Origin of the sequence: Priestia sp. FSL W8-0524, assembly GCF_038005965.1 — a bacterium.
Taxonomy (GTDB): domain Bacteria; phylum Bacillota; class Bacilli; order Bacillales; family Bacillaceae_H; genus Priestia; species Priestia zanthoxyli.
Map to the genome: position 1 here is coordinate 4,660,765 of NZ_JBBOUG010000001.1, position 16,585 is coordinate 4,677,349.

Here is a 16,585-nt window from a genome sequence, read left to right on the forward strand (position 1 = left end):
TTCTTTAGATAAAAAAACAACACCTTTTTCAAAAGATGTTTGTTTTTTTATCTAAACCCTACTTTTTCAACATACTTGTTCTTTAGCTTATCCTTATTGTTTGTAAACATGAATGTTTTACGCATGAAGACCAATCGTTTGCTTTTCACCTAGAATCCAATTGACTACTGCTAAAAGTTCTTCAGGCGTTTGTGCTTCGATTTCTTTATGGTAAGCAGCAATCGCGTTATACAATGTGCTCATTTTATCAGCATCCTGCAGCACTGTCTGCAGCTGACTTTCTAACGATTGATCCGCCTTTAGTTCTTGAACTAAGTTTCGCTCTGTTAAATAGCGTAAATTCACCTCTTCTTGACCCGGTAAAGCAGAATGAACAAAAATCGGTAAATTTTTGCGAAGAGCTTCACTGACCGTGATACCACCTGGTTTTGTTACAATAGCATCCACTCGCTCATACAGTTCATTCATTTCTGTGCGTGATGAAATGTACGGAATTGGTGTAACGTGTTGTAGTTCCCACCCTTTGATTTCTTCATATAACTTTTGATTTTTGCCGCATAAGACAAAGTAATGAAAATGGCGCGCGTCTTTTAAATCATTGTAAAAATCCATAATATTGCCTAGACCGCTGCTGCCTCCGGCAATTAAAATATTTCGGTTACCATGATGCTTAACAGTTCTTGTTTTTGTTATTTCTTCATGTACCGGTATCCCTGTGACCATCATATTTTGAAGTGGAATTTCACTTTGAGCACGAAGCCCTCTTTTTACTTCTTCACTAGGAAGAAAGTGAAAGTCAATCTCTTCTTTTCCCCATAAATTATTAATAAAGAAATCCGTGTAGACATTTATAATAGGAACATTGCACTTGCCTTTTGCTTTTAATTGGCTGAGCAAATAAGAAGGAAATCCATGTGTGCATATAATTAAATCCGGATTTTCTTCTTTAACTAAGTGCTCCATTTTTTTTGCAAATACGTGATGATACCATTTAAATGAATGAACAGGCGGTTCATAAAAGAGATGTTTGTATGCCATATTGTATGTTTCTGGAGCATAACGAATCCATTTCAAATATGTGCCTGTAACCACTTTTTCTAATAGTTCGTTTGTATAACTTAATAAATCTATTTTTTTATAACAAATATTTGTTGTTCTTCTTTCCAATATATCCATTAACGCCTCTGCCACTTGATGATGGCCAGAAGGCATTTTTAGAAGAGGTAAAAATAAAACCTTTTTCAACTGTTTCATCTCCTATTCTAAAAGCAGTTTCTTCCTCTCCTTTTTATATCATTAAATGCCCTTGAATTTCGGATTTTAATTGATTTTTAATGTGAAATTCATCGTTTTTTTAGAGTGTCAATCTAAACTAAGAGTGAAAAGTACTGCATAAGGAGAAAACAAATGAACCTCAATTACGAAGTATTTCAATGGATTAACTCGTTTGCTGGTAAATCCAGCGCAATGGATTCTGTCATGGTTATCATTACGAATAGCGTTCCTTATTTTATAATGGCTTGTTTGCTTTTGCTTTGGTTTAGCGGAAAAACAGAAAGAACAATTTATCACCGTTATACGGCTTTATACATGTTGTTTACAATTGTCCTTTCTCTTTGTATCAATGAAGTCATTCACCTGGTGTATTACCACCCGCGTCCGTTTGTGACTCATCATGTTCATAAGCTGATTCCGCACCCGGCTAATTCATCTTTTGTCAGTGATCATTCGATTTTAGTCTTTTCTGCTGCTTGGATCATGTGGTTACGAAAAAACAAATGGAGAAGCGTCATTTTTATATGGGCTGCCATCTCAGGCCTTTCACGCATTTACGTAGGTGTCCACTATCCAGCAGATGTACTTGGAGGCATGGTAATTGCGGGAGCTATCAGCTGCTTTGTTATCTATCTTTCAGATAAAACAGCTCCTCTTATCCAGCGATTATTCTGGATTCACGATGTGATTATCAAGCGTATTCCGTTTCTGTCTCCTTACACGCATGAACAAATTAGTAAAAAAAATCATTCAGCTTAAAGACGCTGAGACAAAAATAGTATAGTTGAAGTGAAAAACGAACCACTAATCAAACCGTTTGATCAGTGGTTCGTTTTTTTTGGTTACAATGAACGTAGATTTTATCTGTTTCGTTCCTTCTGGCAGTTGATTGGAGGACAAAGCGAAGTCTTGCACGGAAATCAACTACCGTGTCACAAGCGGTCCATACGAGCTCATTTATCCGATTTGTTCGTCTTTAGATTGCATTGATTTCGTTATATCTCAATCTCTTTTTATTATTTATAAAAAAAAGATTGTTCACTTTCTTGACTTTCACTTTTATTTATTTTATATTAGTTGATGTATCAAACATTGATGTATCAAATATTAATCCATCAATAAATATCATAGAAAAAAGGGAGCGACTTTCTTGTCACATTCATGTTCTGAAAAAGCAAATGTTCTGTATGCTCTGCAAGAAGTTAATAAACAAATTAATCAAAAGTTTGAGCATTGTACCGGTGTTAGCCAATCACGTCTTGATATTTTACATCAGCTTTATGAAACAGGTGAAATGAGTCAAAAGGCGCTTCAACAGCAAGTAAACATTGATAATGCTGCAATTACAAGGCATTTAAAGCAGCTAGAAGAAAGAGATGTTGTATCACGCCGTAAAAATCCTGATGACAACCGCGTAACATTTGTAAAGCTTACGAAAAGCGGACATGAAAAAATCGGTGCATTTCGAAACGAAAAAGCTCGCTTTATTGATGAAGCATTTAAAGATTTCAGCGAAGAAGAACAGCTGCTGCTTTCAAAAATGCTTGAGCGTTTAAAAGTAAACATTTCGGCCATTGAACGGTCATAACATTTTTAACATAAAGGAGAGTTCATCATGACACAAACAAAAACACTAAACAATGATTTCCAAGATATTATTACAGGGCGCAGATCTATTCGTTATTACGATCCATCTGTCAAAATCAGCCGTGAAGAAATGAAAGAAATTTTAACAGAAGCGACGCTAGCTCCATCTTCTGTTAATGCACAGCCTTGGCGCTTTCTAGTAATTGATAGCCCTGAAGGAAAAGCAACACTAGCTCCGCTTGCTAAATTTAATCAATCACAAGTAGAAACATCGGCAGCTGTTATTGCGATATTCGGCGATTTAAAAAGCGAAGAAAATTTAGATGAAATTTACGATAAAGCTGTTGAACTAGGCTATATGCCACAAGAAATTAGAGATATGCAAATTCCAAAAATCAAAGCGCACTACGCAGCTGCTTCTGAAGAATTAAATAAAGAAACGGTATTAATTGACGGCGGTTTAGTATCTATGCAGTTAATGCTTGCTGCACGTGCTCACGGTTATGATACGAATGCTATTGGCGGTTATGAAAAAGATCAAATTGCCGAAGCATTCGGTTTAGACAAAGAACGCTATGCACCGGTTATGTTACTTTCAATCGGCAAAGCAGCAAATAGCGGTTACCCTTCTGTACGTTTACCAATTGAAAAAGTAGCTCAATTTAGATAATAAAAAAGGTGCTGTGTATTCAGCACCTTTTTTTATCCTCCACTAACGGGTGGAATAAATGCAACGGTATCTCCCGTTCCAATGATTTCTTCATCTGTTACAAACTCTTCGTTGACTGCCGTCATCGTTTGATTCAGAGAGGACAGCTTATATGTTTTTTGTACATATTCCTTTAATTCCTTCACTGTTATATCTTGCTTATCAACTGTTACTTGTTCCACTCCAGCCTCTTCACGTATAGCAGCGAAAAATAAGACGTTAATCATTTTTACATCTCCTTCAATGGCTTTCCTTCAGGATATTCTTTTGTTTCTAACTGATCGCCAATCCATTTTGTTCCATCTTCCCAAAATTCCTTTTTCCAAATTGGCACAATTTGCTTAATACGTTCAATAGCATACTCATTTGCTTCATAAGCTGTTTTGCGATGCGGAGAAGAAACCGCAATAACTACTGCGACTTCTGTTATATCAAGCTTTCCGATTCGATGAGTAATAGCTGTCAAAGCATCCGGCCACTTTTCCTGAATTTCGTCACCAATTTGGCTGAGCATTTTCACTGCCATTGGCACATAGGCTTGATATTCAAGAGAGAGCGTCTTTTTGCCTTTTGTAAATTCTCTTACCGTTCCAATAAATGTCGTAATAGCTCCCGCGTCTCTTCTAGAAACTTTTTTAATTATTTCATCTACCGCAATTGGCTGATTTACTACTTCAAATAAGTGCTGGTTCATCTTCTTTCCCCCACTTCTTTCAATAAAAAATTAAGATAAAGCTCGTCTTCTTGTAAGTGAAACATTGGATATGCTCGCTGCACTTCGTTTTTAAGCGGAATGTGACTAATCACGCATATGATATTGGTTAGAGAGGAAAGCAGAACAAGATCTTCTTCACTTCGAATCAAGACTGCTTTTGGATAGGATTCTTTTTTATATCCTTCAACAAAAATGACATCTGGCGAGAAAAATTGATAAAAATCAATCAGCTTTTTTAGGCTCCAGTCTTTACTGTTTGCCGTAAGCTGAAGGATCCCACCTCCTTCTACACCTGCCACATCGGCACCTGCTTGCTGGTGGCGATGACTGTCTTTTAGCTCACTGCTGCTATCTGGAGGTCCGCCGTGTCCATGGTGCTTAATAGAACCTACACGTAGATCGAATTGTTTCGCTTTTTTAATTAGCTTTTCCACTAAAGTCGTTTTTCCGCTGTTTTGAAATCCAACTACTTGTAAAACGGTGCAACTTGCTACCAAGGCCATTCACTTCCCTGCACGTCATCTAGCAATAAGACGTCAACCAGCATTCCTTCTTTGTACCCTCTCGTCCCTCCGGGAAATATAATTAACGTATCCGCATGAGCTAAAGAAGAAACAGCACTAGATTTTGTAAAGCTTAATGGAGAAGCAATCAGCTGTCCTTCCCTGTATGAAAGCCTGCCAGATACAAATCGCATAAAAGGATTTGGCTTTAAGAAGTCTTTTCCTAACAAAGCTTTTTCTTTCCGGAGGTGAGGGGTTCTTTTCCCCGCATATGTACTGATGACCGGACGAGCTAGCAGTTCAAAACCAACGTAGCAGGCCGTAGGGTTTCCCGATAGACCAAATAAAAGCTTGTCTTCCATACGTGCAACTGTTGTGACACTGCCTGGTCTCATCGCTATTTTATTAAAAAGAACTTCGGCCTGTAATTGCTTATACACCTCTGGTAGATAATCATAATCTCCTACTGAAACGCCCCCCGTTGTAATCAGCATGTCCACTTCTGATAGCGCAGATTTTACCGCGCTGTAGCACTGACTTAAATCATCGGGCATAATACCAAAATAGTTTACTTCTCCTCCAGCTTTTTCAATTTGGGCACGAAGCATATGAGCATTGCTATTACGAATTTTCCCTCGCTGAACAGGATCACGTACTTCCACTAGTTCACTTCCCGTTGCAAGTAATCCAACTACAGGCTTTTTGAAGACAGCTACGTTACTATAACCAAATGTGGCTAGAAGAGCAGCTACTCCCGGAGTGATATACGTTCCTTTTGAAACTAACATAGTGCCTTTTTTTGTTTCTTCTCCTTGAAACGAAATGTTATCTCCGCTGTTAAACGACCGCTTGATTTGAACGACGGGCTGGTTGTCTTTTGTATATTCTTTTGTTACTTCAAGCATTGCCACCGCATCGCAGCCTTTTGGAATAGGAGCTCCTGTCATAATACGCACAGCCTGCATCGCGTTGACTGTATGTTCAAAAACAGAACCCGCTCCTATCTCTCCTCGAACATCCAGTTCTACTGGATGAAGTGATGATGCTTTTTTCGTATCTTGTGACCGAATAGCAAAACCATCATATGGAGAACGATTAAAAGCAGGAACATCATGATCTGCCATTAAATCTTCTGCTAAAAATCTGCCGTGAGCTTCTTCAAGCGCAATGATTTCTTGCTTTCCGCTTTTGACATACTGCATCACTCGCCCAACGCATTCTCCGACAGGGATAGGAGTTCGCTTTTCTCTCATTTTTTCACTCCTTTACTCATCCTAATAAACGATAATATAAACTTCTCGCAAATTGAATATCATTCGTTCCATGAATAAATACACGGCCATCTTGAAAAATAACAAAGCGCTGCTCTGGAAGCTGACATGACAGAAGATATGGGTTGCGGTCTACTTTCCCTTGGTTTTTTAAACGCTTTTCCAATTCATCAAAGTTGTGTAAATGCTGCTGCGAGGGTCTGATCTGAACCGTCTCTCTGCCGCAAAGAACTTCTGTTTTAAGCTGATTTTCATACGCTAAGTACGGATATGTGCGTGCCGATCCGCAAGAAGAACATTCATAACTTTTCATTTTACCCGTCTTAAATTCAGCGTGCTGATTATTCCAGACGTCAAAAGTTAGAAATGTGTGTCGCAAAGCTTCAACGTCTCCCACTAAAATTTTTAATGCTTCGGTTATTTGATAGGCTGCCACAATTTGAACGGCTGGACTGATAATTCCTGCTGTCTCACACGTCGCTCCTCCCACAGGCACTTTTTTCAATATGCAGTGCAGACAAGGGGTTACGTTTGGGATAACGGTATAAGTGGTGCCATAACTCCCTACACATGAGCCGTAGATCCAAGGAACTTCATACTTATGTGACAAATCATTTAAAATAAAGCGAATGTCGAAATTGTCTGTCGCATCGATAATCAAATCAGCTGTTTGGACGATACTTTCTAAATTAGCAGGCTGAGCATCCATCACCAGCGCTTCGATTTTCACTTCTGTGTTTATTTGACGCAAACGATTTTTGGCTGCTACAGCTTTAGGCAGTTTGTTTTGCGCATCTTGTTCTGTATAAAGCTGCTGACGCTGCAGATTACTCCATTCTACATAATCACGATCTACAAGAGTCAATTTTCCAATTCCAGCACGCACGAGAGCTTCTGCACTAGCGCTGCCTAGAGCCCCTGCGCCTACAACTAAAACATGCTTACTTCTAATTTGCTGCTGCCCTTTGTTTCCAATGGGCTGGAAAAGCTGCTGACGTGAATAACGTTCTGTCACTCTTTTCTCTCCCTTTCTCGTTCAATCTATGACTTCACTATCTATTCCTTCGTCAAAGATATTTCTTTAAAAACATGCTATTATACACATAAAGCTAAGCTGCTTTACGGACGCTTATGTGCATAAATATACAAATATATTTTGATGGAGGTATTTAATAAATGTCCATTGCCGGCATTGTATTAGCAGGAGGAAAATCTTCTCGCTACGGTCAACCAAAAATGTTTGAAACCTATAACAAGAAATCATTTTACGAATATAGTATAGATGCATTAAAAGAAAATTACGTCACACCTATACTTGTGTCTACCAACCAAGATTTACTTCCTTATTTTCAAAGAAAAGATGTTTCATTTGCAGTTGAAAAATGCCCGTATCAAGGACCTTTGTATGCAATTCATCATGCTTTAACTGCAATTGATTGCCGTGCTGAATGGTTCTTTATTCTTTCGTGTGACATTCCTTTTGTTAATGCTGAGTTTGTTCATAATATGATTACCCTAACTCAGGCGAACTCAGCTGATATTGTTCTTCCTGTTCAGCCAAATCACATGCACCCGCTTCTAGCCCTCTATCACCGTAGAACGCTTCCTCTTATTGACCAACTCGTTACACAAGGTGAAAGAAGGCTTACAGGATTGTTGAATCAGGCAAACGTCCTTCGCGTGCCTTTTTCAGCAGAAGATCCTACTTTTATAAATGTGAATCATCGCAGTGATTGGCATTTATAAGGCTTTTTTTGAATTATCCACCAATATGAGACATTTCCACTTTCTCAGCGCCTTGGACCTGTCTTCCGTTAGCCCGCTCATCTGAGTAACGATCTTTCCGATGATTCCAGATATCAGAAATGGTGTCACAAACAGTATGATCAGATGCTTGTGATCGTATCAGTTTCCGGAGGTCGTACCCTTTTGACGCAAACAAGCAGGTATAGAGCTTTCCTTCAGCCGATACTCTTGCGCGTGAACAAGTCGAACAGAATGAATCTGTCACGGATGAAATGATACCAATTTCCTCTTCTGTCCCAACATACCGATACCTGGTAGCTACTTCTCCCGTGTAATGAGGCGGAATTTCTTCAAGAGGCATTTCTTGTCCAACTATATCAAGAATTTGTTTCTTTGTTATAACCTGATCCATTTTCCATCCGTTTGAATTTCCAACATCCATGTATTCAATAAAGCGCAGCGTATGTTTTTTGCCTTTAAAATATTGGGCCATCGGAAGGATATCCTGCTCGTTCTTGCCTTTTTGGACAACCATGTTTATTTTGACTGAAATCCCCGCAAGAGCTGCTGCCTCTATTCCTTCTAACACTCGTTTGACGCTTCCTCGATTTCCGTTCAGCTCTTGAAATCTCACTTCATCAAGCGAGTCTAAGCTGACGGTTACTCTTGATAATCCCGCTTTTGATAAGGCTTCTGCATGCTTCTTTAACAGTGAGCCGTTTGTTGTTATGGCAATATCATCTATACCCTCAATTTGCTTCAGACGATTGATTAGATCTGGCAAGCCTTTTCTTAGCAGTGGCTCTCCTCCCGTTATACGCACTTTTTTTACTCCTAGCGATGCGAATAATCTCGTGAGTCTCTCTAATTCATCAAACGAAAGAATATTTTCGGCAGGTAAAAATGGATAGTCTGCCCCAAAAATTTCTTCAGGCATACAATATCGACAGCGAAAGTTACAGCGATCTGTTACGGACAAACGCAAGTCTCGTAAAGGGCGCTTTAACGTATCAACTATAGTGTATGACATCTGCCTCATCTCTCCTCTCTAGCTGTCAGCTTCTCCACAGCAGATTAACTTTCTCTTAAAATTCTTTCCGGGCATGTATAAATATTCAACGAATCACTTCGGATAAACCCTACCGTTGTAATTCTCAATTCTTCTGCTAGATTTAAAGCAAGTTCAGTCGGAGCGGATTTTGAAAGAACCACTTCACACCCGATCTTCGCTACTTTCAACAAAATTTCTGAAGAAATACGGCCGCTGAAAACGACTACTTTATCCCTAATTGAAATATGGTGTTTTAAGCAATACCCATATAGTTTATCTAGAGCATTATGCCTGCCAATGTCCATTCTGCTAAGCATGAAACCATTTTTATCACAAATGGCAGCGTTATGAACGCCACCCGTTTCTTGAAACGTAGCAGCAGATTGCTGCAGCTTATTCATGAGTTGAAAACAATCCTTAATTGAAAGTTCTACCGATATATCATTCATTTTTTTAGCAGTCAGCGCATCATTTATAAAGACAAACCCTTGTCTGCTCGCCCCGCAGCAAGACGTGATATATCGTTTATTTTGAAGGTTTTGAAAATACGGGTTTAATTTATCTATTGTAACATGAACATACCCTTCTTTTTCTTGAACCCATATGTTTTTAATGTCTTTGTATTCTCGAATAACCCCTTCAGATGCTAAATAGCCAATTACCATATCTTCAATGTATTGAGGGCTACATACCATCGTGACAAACTCTTCTTCATTAATTTTCACAGTCACAGGAAACTCCGTTACAATTTTATCTTCCACGCTTTCCATTTCACCATTTTTAAATCTAAGAACTGTACGCTTCTTAACGGTCGAATTCATGTGATGTCTCCTTTTTTAAATAATGTTTTTATCAAAAACAAATACGGAAACCGCTATATTTTCTTTTATTTTCATATCTGAAAATAAATTAACCAGCTTTGCTCCTACCAATTCTTCTAGCCCTTCCGGCGGATTCGATGCATATACATCTTGAATCATTTTTGTTCGAGCTAAATGAACCATGTCACACCCTTCAGAAGTGCTTGCAATAAATGTTTCTGTCGGAGTTAAATTTCCATACAGTGTTGAGACAGCCATATTTTCAACAAAAACCGTATGTATTCTTTCCGGTCCTTTTCCAAATAAATCTTTTCGAAGCTTCCGAATAATATCATTAAATTCATGAATTGTTTTTGACATAATCAACGCTCTCCCACCGATTAAAATTAAATTGTGCATTTTATTCCTACAGTTTTTTTATCATAAATCAACACTTCAAAAAATAAAAGCCTAAAATCTTTGTAGCAAAACTTTTGAAGAGAGTTGGGTATTTAAAAAAGTTGTGCATTTAAAAACGTAGCGATATAATTATAAATAACCGAGATGGAATAATAATAATAATGAATTGTTATTACTCTATCACTTTTTCTTAACGATATAAATGGGCCGGATTGGCATATTAGTAAGACCTGCTAGTAAACTATTCCACCATGATTGCACTTCCCTTATTTAATTAGGCATGTGTATTCATGGTGGTTTTTTGTTTTATATAAAGGAGGAAAACAAATGAGTCGTGAAATCATCACTGTTCATATAAATGGCAACGAATACAAGGCAGCTTCAGGTTCTACCATACTCGAAATTATTAACCAGCAAAACATCGAGCATCCTCAGATTTGTTATGTGCCTGAAGTAGACCCTATTCAAACTTGTGACACATGTATTGTTGAAATGAATGGCGAGTTAGTTCGTTCTTGTTCTACAAAAGCTGAAAACGGCATGAAGATTGAATTACAATCAGCACCCGCAAAAGCGGCACAGACGGAAGCAATGGATCGCTTATTAGAAAATCATTTGCTATACTGCACCGTTTGCGATAATAACAACGGAAACTGTAATTTACATAATACAGCCGAAATGATGGAGATTGAACATCAAAAATACCCCTATACGCCAAAGGCCTCAGAGGATGAAGTCGATATGTCTCATCCGTTTTACCGTTATGACCCTAATCAATGCATTGCTTGTGGACAATGTGTAGAGGTTTGTCAAAATCTTCAAGTTAATGAAACGCTCTCTATCGACTGGGAAGCGAAACGTCCCCGCGTTCTCTGGGATGATGGTGTAGCAATCAATGAATCTTCTTGTGTGAGCTGCGGTCAATGTGTAACAGTATGCCCTTGTAATGCCTTAATGGAAAAATCTATGCTCGGAGAAGCTGGATTCATGACCGGACTTCCAAAAAGCGTTTTGAATCCAATGATTGATTTAGTTAAAGAAGTGGAACCAGGGTACAGCGGAATTTTTGCTGTTTCAGAGGTGGAAGCAGCTATGCGTGAAACTCGGACGAAAAAAACAAAAACCGTCTGTACATTTTGCGGAGTTGGATGTTCATTTGAAGTGTGGACAAAAGGCCGCGAAATCCTTAAAGTTCAACCTAGCTCAGATGCTCCCGCAAACGCTATTTCAACCTGTGTGAAAGGAAAATTCGGCTGGGATTTTGTAAACTCTGAAAAACGTATTACTAAGCCTTTAATCCGAAAAAATGGCGCATTTGTAGAGTCGTCATGGGAAGAAGCGCTCGATTTAGTAGCAAGCAGGTTAAACTCCATCAATCAGCAGTACGGACATGGATCCGTTGGTTTTATCTCTTCTTCTAAGATTACAAACGAAGAAAACTATGTTATTCAAAAGCTGGCTCGCCAAATGTTTGAAACAAATGACGTAGACAACTGTTCTCGCTACTGTCAGTCTCCTGCAACCGATGGATTATTTCGAACAGTCGGAATGGGAGGCGATGCCGGCACGATAAAAGACATCGCAAAAGCTGGACTGGTTATCATCGTTGGAGCTAACCCTGCCGAAGGTCACCCTGTATTAGCAACTCGTATCAAACGCGCGCATAAGCTTCATGACCAAAAACTAATCGTCGCAGATTTGCGCAAAAACGAAATGGCTGAACGCTCTGACATTTTTATCAGTCCAAAACAAGGTACGGACCAAGTATGGCTAATGGCTGTAACAAAATACATGATTGATCAAGGATGGCACAACGAAAAATTTATCCAAGAAAACGTCAACTATTTTGAAGACTTTAACTTTTCACTTGAAAAGTACACGCTTGAATATGCTGAACAAATTACGGGTATTTCAGCAGCAACACTCATTCAAATAGCTGAAATGATTCGAGACGCCGATGGAACCTGTGTGCTGTGGGGTATGGGCGTGACGCAAAATACAGGAGGCTCTGATACATCAGCGGCTATCTCAAACCTGTTGCTTGCTACTGGAAACTATCGACGCCCTGGTGCAGGCGCTTATCCACTCCGAGGCCACAATAACGTGCAAGGCGCATGCGATATGGGAACTCTTCCCGCTTGGCTTCCAGGTTATCAGCACGTCACGGACTCAGTCGCTCGAGAAAAATTTGAAAAAGCATACGGCGTGAAAATTAAAGACAAGCCGGGTCTTGATAATATCCAAATGCTTCATTCAATTGATGAAGGAAAAATGAAAGCTATGTACCTTGTAGGAGAAGATATGGCTCTTGTCGATTCGAACGCTAATCACGTACACGAAATATTATCAAATCTAGATTTTTTTGTTGTCCAAGACATTTTCCTTTCAAGAACGGCTCAATATGCTGATGTTGTACTCCCTGCTGTTCCTTCTCTTGAAAAAGACGGAACGTTTACCAATACGGAGCGACGCGTACAAAGATTGTATCAAGCATTGCCAACGCTTGGTGATTCGAAGCCGGATTGGTGGATTGTTCAAGAGATTGCAAACCGCTTAGGTGCAAATTGGACGTATACACACCCTGGTGACATCTTTTCAGAAATGGCTAGTCTATCACCTCTGTTCAGCCAAGCCAGCTACGAAAACCTTGAAGGCTGGGATAGCTTCTTATGGGGGAGCTTAGAGGGGAAAAGCACGCCTTTACTTTACGTCGATGGGTTTAATTTCCCAGATAAAAAAGCGCGCTTTGCTTTATCAGATTGGGTTCTTCCTGCTGAATTTCCAGAGGAATATGATTTGCACATTAATAACGGACGAATGTTAGAACATTTTCATGAAGGGAATATGACCAATAAATCGAGCGGTATTCAATCAAAGGTACCGGAAGTATTTGTAGAAATTTCACCTCAGCTTGCCAAGGAGCGTGAAATTGAAGACGGTTCGCTTGTCAGATTAATCTCACCGTTTGGAGCAGTAAAAGTACAGGCATTAATTACAGAGCGAGTAAAAGCAAATGAGCTGTATCTTCCGATGCACTCCGTTCATAAAGATTCGGCTATTAACTTCTTGACGGGACCTGCAGTCGACCAACGAACAAATACGCCGGCTTACAAACAAACAAAAGTACGGATGGAAGTATTAAGCAAAGGTGGAAAAACGCCTTTACCGTCTACAAATCCGCGTAACAAAAAACGTCATCCTCAAAATGGGGTCGAGGTTCAGCGTAAATGGAATCGTCCTGGCTACGTCCATTTAACAAGTAAATAGGAGGAGAAAAGATGGCACAACCTATTACAGAAATTAAAAAGCCTCTTCTAAGCGAGGAAGAAAAAAAACAGCAAAAATTAGAAGACTTGACTTCTCTGCTGGCAGATAATGAAGAAGCGCTGAATCGTATTCTCGGTATTGTCGGAGAACTTAACGACATGGGTGTTCTTGAAGCTGCTGATTCAATGATTCAAGCAAAAGAAAAAATCTCAAAAATTGCGCTTCATCAAATTTCTAGAGAACCCGTAACCAATTTAATTAATACCCTTATGGGTGCAAGCAGCGGTTTGATGAAGGCAGACCCAGAGGTAACTGCTAAACTTGTGAACAGTGCAACAGCTGGTATGAACGAAGCAAATGAATATGTAAAAACAGGAAAAAAAGTAAGTGCGTTAGCTCTTATAAAAGCGCTAAATGATCCAGATGTTAATCGTGCAATTGGATTTGGACTTCACTTTTTAAAAGGAATGGGCAAAGCGTTGGAAGAGTAAATAAGGCAGCGACTTGAAAGTTTTTCCCTTTCAAGTCGCTGTTTTCTTTTTAGGAAGTCCTTTTCTAAGTGAACGTGATATAGTTATACTAAATTGCTCTACTAAAACTAATTGAGGTGACACGATGCAACAATACTTTAAACCCTTATTCGCACTATTATTTTTAATTATGTTTACTGCTGCTTGTTCGAACGGAACAAATACGAGTCAATCAGCGGCTCAGCACCAAAACGTCAGCTTAACGATATCCGCTGCAGCCAGCTTAAAAGATGCGCTTACCGATATTCAAAAGCAATATGAAACAAAGCATCCGAATGTCGACTTAAAATTTAATTTTGGGGCTTCAGGCTCGCTGCAACAGCAAATCGAAAACGGCGCACCGGCTGATTTGTTTTTTTCAGCAGCGGAAGATAAGTTTGATGCACTGGTAAAGTCAGGAGTTATTTCTAAAGAAAATGGAACTGACTTGGTTGGCAACGATCTTGTGCTTATCGTCCCAAAGAATAATTCGGCTGCCATCAAAAATTTTGAAGATCTATCAAAGCCTGCTGTTCAAAAAATTTCACTTGGCATACCGGAATCCGTTCCTGCCGGACAGTATGCAAAAGAGACTTTTGAACACATGAATCTGTGGACAAACATTGAGCCTAAAACCGTCTATGCAAAAGACGTACGCCAGGTGCTTTCCTATGTGGAGACAGGAAACGTTGAAGCTGGAGTTGTTTATAAAACCGATGCGTTGATTTCAAAAAAAGTGAAGATTGTCGCCACTGCAGATCATAGCACTCACAAACCAATTGTATATCCTGTAGGCGTTATTAAGGATTCGAAACATCCACAAGAAGCAAAGGATTTTTATCAATTTTTACAAAGTAAGACGGCTCTTAACACGTTTAAAAAATACGGTTTCACTGCGAATTGAGATTGCTATGATTCAAGAGTTTTTATCTCCTCTTCAGCTATCGCTTAAAATTGCATTAGTAGCGGGATTTGTCGTGATTATTCTAGGCACTGTTATAGGAAAACTGTTATCAAGGAAACACTTTAAGGGAAAAGTGATGGTTGAAACGGTGTTGATGCTACCATTGGTCCTGCCTCCGTCCGTTGTTGGGTTTTTATTGATTGTCATATTCGGAAAACACAGCCTACTCGGCCGAGCAATTGAATGGGTCTTTCAACAACCCGTTATTTTTACGTGGTGGGCAGCTGTTATTGCATCCGTTGTCGTTGCGTTTCCCCTTATGTATCAATCTGCCAAAACGGGCTTCCAAGGCGTTGATCATGAAATTGAAGACGCAGCTCGAGTAGATGGTGCAAGCGAATGGAAAGTCTTTTTCTTTATTTCCATTCCTTTAGCTTCTAAAGCTATCGTAACAGGAGGTGTGTTAAGTCTGGCAAGAGCACTCGGAGAATTTGGAGCCACTTTGATGTTTGCTGGCAATATTCCAGGTGAAACTCAAACTGTTCCTACCGCTATCTACGTCGCGATTGACTCTGGAAACATGAATCTCGCTTGGCTATGGGTTATCTCGATCGTCTTTCTTTCCTTTCTTATGCTGCTTTTTGTTCAGCTTAAACAAAAGTAAAAGGATGCCTCTTACACAAAGAGGCATCCTTTTACTTTTGTACCGCTTTTTCAATTTTACATACATCATAAATTAAAAAGGAGCTAATCAAATGTAGATCATACATTTGATTAGCTCCTGTTATAAGTAAGGTAAGCCACCAAAAATATGTATTTGGTGGAGACGGTGGGAGTCGAACCCACGTCCAGAAATATCGCCACTTAAGCGTCTACGAGTGTAGTTGGCATATTGATCATTCGCGAGCTGTTCTGCCTACCAACAGGCGTCCCAGTCGCTAGTCTGATTATTCTCTTCCTTCGTCCTCAGACGGCGAACTCCGGCGTAGCCCACTTAAAGTGAGTCCCTTACCCTACCACATGGGCGATGGAGGGAGGAACCGCTAAGCTACTATTATGCAGCTAAAGCGAAGTTATTGTTAGATTTGCCAGTTATTATTGGCGTTGATGTTTTAACGAGGCCATCTCCTCGACTCGCAACCTAAGCTCGAACTATCCCTGTCGAATCCGTAACGTCCCCATATAAAAGGGAGTCGGAATGTGTAAGAAAAATTCTTACATCAGATAGCGACTTCAGTGTGCAAAATGAAATCTAACTGATAACAATATTTATTATATCACAAAATGAGCATTTTGCAATTGTAAGATTTTGTAATTTTACATCTTTTGACGATCACGAAATGCTCGTTCGATATCACGCTTGGCTTCTTTACGCTTTAAGTCTTCACGCTTATCATATTTCTTTTTACCCTTACCAAGCCCTAGTAAAACCTTTGCGTATCCATTTTTCAAATACACTTTTAACGGAACTAGTGAATAACCTGTTTCTTTTGAATAGCCAATTAGCTTGCTGATTTCGCGTTTATGCAGCAATAGCTTTCGTGTACGAAGTGGCTCATGATTGTATCGATTTCCTTGTTCGTAAGGACTAACGTGCATATTGTGTAAAAATACTTCTCCGTTTTGCACACGAGCAAAAGAGTCCTTTAAATTCACACGACCATTACGAATTGATTTAATTTCCGTTCCTTGTAGAACAATACCCGTCTCATATGTTTCTTCAATAAAAAAGTCGTGGCGGGCTTTTTTGTTTTGTGCAATTAATTTCCCTTCACCTTTTGGCATAAAACGTTCCTTCCCTTCAGCCGTACTTACGTATATGTATGAT

Annotated in this window: 18 protein-coding genes and 1 other RNA gene; 8 read left to right on the forward strand and 11 right to left on the reverse strand. The window is 39.4% G+C overall.

Translation table 11 applies throughout. The features are described from left to right. Positions 1–117 precede the first annotated feature (117 nt). Positions 118–1,245 (reverse strand): MGDG synthase family glycosyltransferase, encoded by a 1,128-nt coding sequence (locus NST66_RS24425; protein WP_033580430.1) that lies wholly within the window; start codon positions 1,243–1,245, stop codon positions 118–120. A 162-nt stretch (positions 1,246–1,407) separates the two neighbouring features. Here NST66_RS24425 and NST66_RS24430 point away from each other — a divergent pair, with 162 nt between their 5' ends. The 3 genes from NST66_RS24430 (at position 1,408) to NST66_RS24440 (ending at position 3,532) form a co-directional block, all read left to right on the forward strand. Beyond that, on the forward strand, positions 1,408–2,034 hold the full coding sequence (locus tag NST66_RS24430) for an undecaprenyl-diphosphatase (protein WP_028412069.1): 627 nt from the start codon (positions 1,408–1,410) through the stop codon (positions 2,032–2,034). 391 nt (positions 2,035–2,425) lie between these two features. Beyond that, complete coding sequence (locus tag NST66_RS24435) at positions 2,426–2,863, forward strand: MarR family winged helix-turn-helix transcriptional regulator (RefSeq protein WP_013085370.1); 438 nt, start codon at positions 2,426–2,428, stop codon at positions 2,861–2,863. A 27-nt stretch (positions 2,864–2,890) separates the two neighbouring features. Beyond that, entirely contained in the window at positions 2,891–3,532 is a 642-nt protein-coding gene (locus tag NST66_RS24440) for a nitroreductase family protein (RefSeq protein WP_013059680.1), read from the forward strand. Between the two features lie 32 nt (positions 3,533–3,564). Here NST66_RS24440 and moaD read toward each other — a convergent pair whose 3' ends face one another. From moaD to NST66_RS24465, 5 genes are read right to left on the reverse strand one after another with little or no spacing between them, the layout of a single operon-like run. Further along, on the reverse strand, positions 3,565–3,798 hold the full coding sequence (moaD, locus tag NST66_RS24445; RefSeq protein WP_028412068.1) for a molybdopterin converting factor subunit 1: 234 nt from the start codon (positions 3,796–3,798) through the stop codon (positions 3,565–3,567). A 2-nt stretch (positions 3,799–3,800) separates the two neighbouring features. Beyond that, complete coding sequence (locus NST66_RS24450) at positions 3,801–4,265, reverse strand: molybdenum cofactor biosynthesis protein MoaE (RefSeq protein WP_025752620.1); 465 nt, start codon at positions 4,263–4,265, stop codon at positions 3,801–3,803. Beyond that, positions 4,262–4,789 (reverse strand): molybdopterin-guanine dinucleotide biosynthesis protein B, encoded by a 528-nt coding sequence (mobB, locus tag NST66_RS24455; RefSeq protein WP_033580429.1) that lies wholly within the window; start codon positions 4,787–4,789, stop codon positions 4,262–4,264. Before mobB ends, NST66_RS24450 begins: the two co-directional genes overlap by 4 nt. Next, complete coding sequence (locus NST66_RS24460; protein WP_028412066.1) at positions 4,777–6,042, reverse strand: molybdopterin molybdotransferase MoeA; 1,266 nt, start codon at positions 6,040–6,042, stop codon at positions 4,777–4,779. Before NST66_RS24460 ends, mobB begins: the two co-directional genes overlap by 13 nt. Before the next feature lie 16 nt (positions 6,043–6,058). Continuing rightward, the gene (locus tag NST66_RS24465) at positions 6,059–7,075 is read right to left on the reverse strand and encodes a molybdopterin-synthase adenylyltransferase MoeB (RefSeq protein ID WP_028412065.1); all 1,017 of its coding nucleotides are present in this window, start codon (positions 7,073–7,075) and stop codon (positions 6,059–6,061) included. Between the two features lie 161 nt (positions 7,076–7,236). On the opposite strand from NST66_RS24465, the gene mobA reads away from it, so the two are divergent. After that, a complete protein-coding gene (gene mobA, locus NST66_RS24470) occupies positions 7,237–7,806 on the forward strand; it encodes a molybdenum cofactor guanylyltransferase (protein ID WP_328171368.1) in 570 nt (189 codons plus the stop codon). Between the two features lie 13 nt (positions 7,807–7,819). On the opposite strand, the gene moaA is transcribed toward mobA, so the two are convergent. The 3 genes from moaA to NST66_RS24485 are packed head-to-tail and all read right to left on the reverse strand — an operon-like array spanning position 7,820 to position 10,038. Next, a complete protein-coding gene (gene moaA / locus NST66_RS24475; RefSeq protein ID WP_154992144.1) occupies positions 7,820–8,836 on the reverse strand; it encodes a GTP 3',8-cyclase MoaA in 1,017 nt (338 codons plus the stop codon). Between the two features lie 44 nt (positions 8,837–8,880). Next, positions 8,881–9,678 carry a formate dehydrogenase accessory sulfurtransferase FdhD gene (gene fdhD / locus NST66_RS24480; protein WP_033580428.1) on the reverse strand — a complete coding sequence of 266 codons (798 nt, stop codon included), beginning with the start codon at positions 9,676–9,678 and terminating at the stop codon, positions 8,881–8,883. A 15-nt stretch (positions 9,679–9,693) separates the two neighbouring features. Then, positions 9,694–10,038 (reverse strand): DUF2294 domain-containing protein, encoded by a 345-nt coding sequence (locus NST66_RS24485; RefSeq protein WP_013059689.1) that lies wholly within the window; start codon positions 10,036–10,038, stop codon positions 9,694–9,696. Between the two features lie 366 nt (positions 10,039–10,404). Here NST66_RS24485 and fdhF point away from each other — a divergent pair, with 366 nt between their 5' ends. The 4 genes from fdhF (at position 10,405) to modB (ending at position 15,421) form a co-directional block, all read left to right on the forward strand. Further along, entirely contained in the window at positions 10,405–13,344 is a 2,940-nt protein-coding gene (fdhF, locus tag NST66_RS24490; protein ID WP_154992145.1) for a formate dehydrogenase subunit alpha, read from the forward strand. Positions 13,345–13,355: 11 nt separating this feature from the next. Continuing rightward, the gene (locus NST66_RS24495; protein ID WP_033580426.1) at positions 13,356–13,835 is read left to right on the forward strand and encodes a DUF1641 domain-containing protein; all 480 of its coding nucleotides are present in this window, start codon (positions 13,356–13,358) and stop codon (positions 13,833–13,835) included. 124 nt (positions 13,836–13,959) lie between these two features. Then, positions 13,960–14,757: a molybdate ABC transporter substrate-binding protein gene (gene modA, locus NST66_RS24500; protein WP_033580425.1), complete on the forward strand. Its 798-nt coding sequence runs from the start codon at positions 13,960–13,962 to the stop codon at positions 14,755–14,757. A gap of 7 nt (positions 14,758–14,764) precedes the next feature. Next, positions 14,765–15,421 (forward strand): molybdate ABC transporter permease subunit, encoded by a 657-nt coding sequence (modB, locus tag NST66_RS24505; protein ID WP_034264255.1) that lies wholly within the window; start codon positions 14,765–14,767, stop codon positions 15,419–15,421. A 154-nt stretch (positions 15,422–15,575) separates the two neighbouring features. On the opposite strand, the gene ssrA is transcribed toward modB, so the two are convergent. Beyond that, positions 15,576–15,937: a transfer-messenger RNA gene (ssrA, locus tag NST66_RS24510) on the reverse strand. A 137-nt stretch (positions 15,938–16,074) separates the two neighbouring features. Further along, positions 16,075–16,542: an SsrA-binding protein SmpB gene (gene smpB / locus NST66_RS24515; protein ID WP_013059694.1), complete on the reverse strand. Its 468-nt coding sequence runs from the start codon at positions 16,540–16,542 to the stop codon at positions 16,075–16,077. Between the last annotated feature and the right edge of the window lie 43 nt (positions 16,543–16,585).

What these genes read in the sequence shown, in the direction of transcription:
- NST66_RS24485 (WP_013059689.1), bottom strand. Translation starts at nt 10,038, where the DNA reads ATGTCAAAAACAATTCATGAATTTAATGATATTATTCGGAAGCTTCGA.
- modA (WP_033580425.1), top strand. Translation starts at nt 13,960, where the DNA reads ATGCAACAATACTTTAAACCCTTATTCGCACTATTATTTTTAATTATG.
- NST66_RS24440 (WP_013059680.1), top strand. Translation starts at nt 2,891, where the DNA reads ATGACACAAACAAAAACACTAAACAATGATTTCCAAGATATTATTACA.
- fdhF (WP_154992145.1), top strand. Translation starts at nt 10,405, where the DNA reads ATGAGTCGTGAAATCATCACTGTTCATATAAATGGCAACGAATACAAG.
- mobB (WP_033580429.1), bottom strand. Translation starts at nt 4,789, where the DNA reads ATGGCCTTGGTAGCAAGTTGCACCGTTTTACAAGTAGTTGGATTTCAA.
- fdhD (WP_033580428.1), bottom strand. Translation starts at nt 9,678, where the DNA reads ATGAATTCGACCGTTAAGAAGCGTACAGTTCTTAGATTTAAAAATGGT.
- modB (WP_034264255.1), top strand. Translation starts at nt 14,765, where the DNA reads ATGATTCAAGAGTTTTTATCTCCTCTTCAGCTATCGCTTAAAATTGCA.
- smpB (WP_013059694.1), bottom strand. Translation starts at nt 16,542, where the DNA reads ATGCCAAAAGGTGAAGGGAAATTAATTGCACAAAACAAAAAAGCCCGC.
- NST66_RS24450 (WP_025752620.1), bottom strand. Translation starts at nt 4,265, where the DNA reads ATGAACCAGCACTTATTTGAAGTAGTAAATCAGCCAATTGCGGTAGAT.
- moaD (WP_028412068.1), bottom strand. Translation starts at nt 3,798, where the DNA reads ATGATTAACGTCTTATTTTTCGCTGCTATACGTGAAGAGGCTGGAGTG.
- NST66_RS24430 (WP_028412069.1), top strand. Translation starts at nt 1,408, where the DNA reads ATGAACCTCAATTACGAAGTATTTCAATGGATTAACTCGTTTGCTGGT.
- mobA (WP_328171368.1), top strand. Translation starts at nt 7,237, where the DNA reads ATGTCCATTGCCGGCATTGTATTAGCAGGAGGAAAATCTTCTCGCTAC.
- NST66_RS24460 (WP_028412066.1), bottom strand. Translation starts at nt 6,042, where the DNA reads ATGAGAGAAAAGCGAACTCCTATCCCTGTCGGAGAATGCGTTGGGCGA.
- moaA (WP_154992144.1), bottom strand. Translation starts at nt 8,836, where the DNA reads ATGTCATACACTATAGTTGATACGTTAAAGCGCCCTTTACGAGACTTG.
- NST66_RS24495 (WP_033580426.1), top strand. Translation starts at nt 13,356, where the DNA reads ATGGCACAACCTATTACAGAAATTAAAAAGCCTCTTCTAAGCGAGGAA.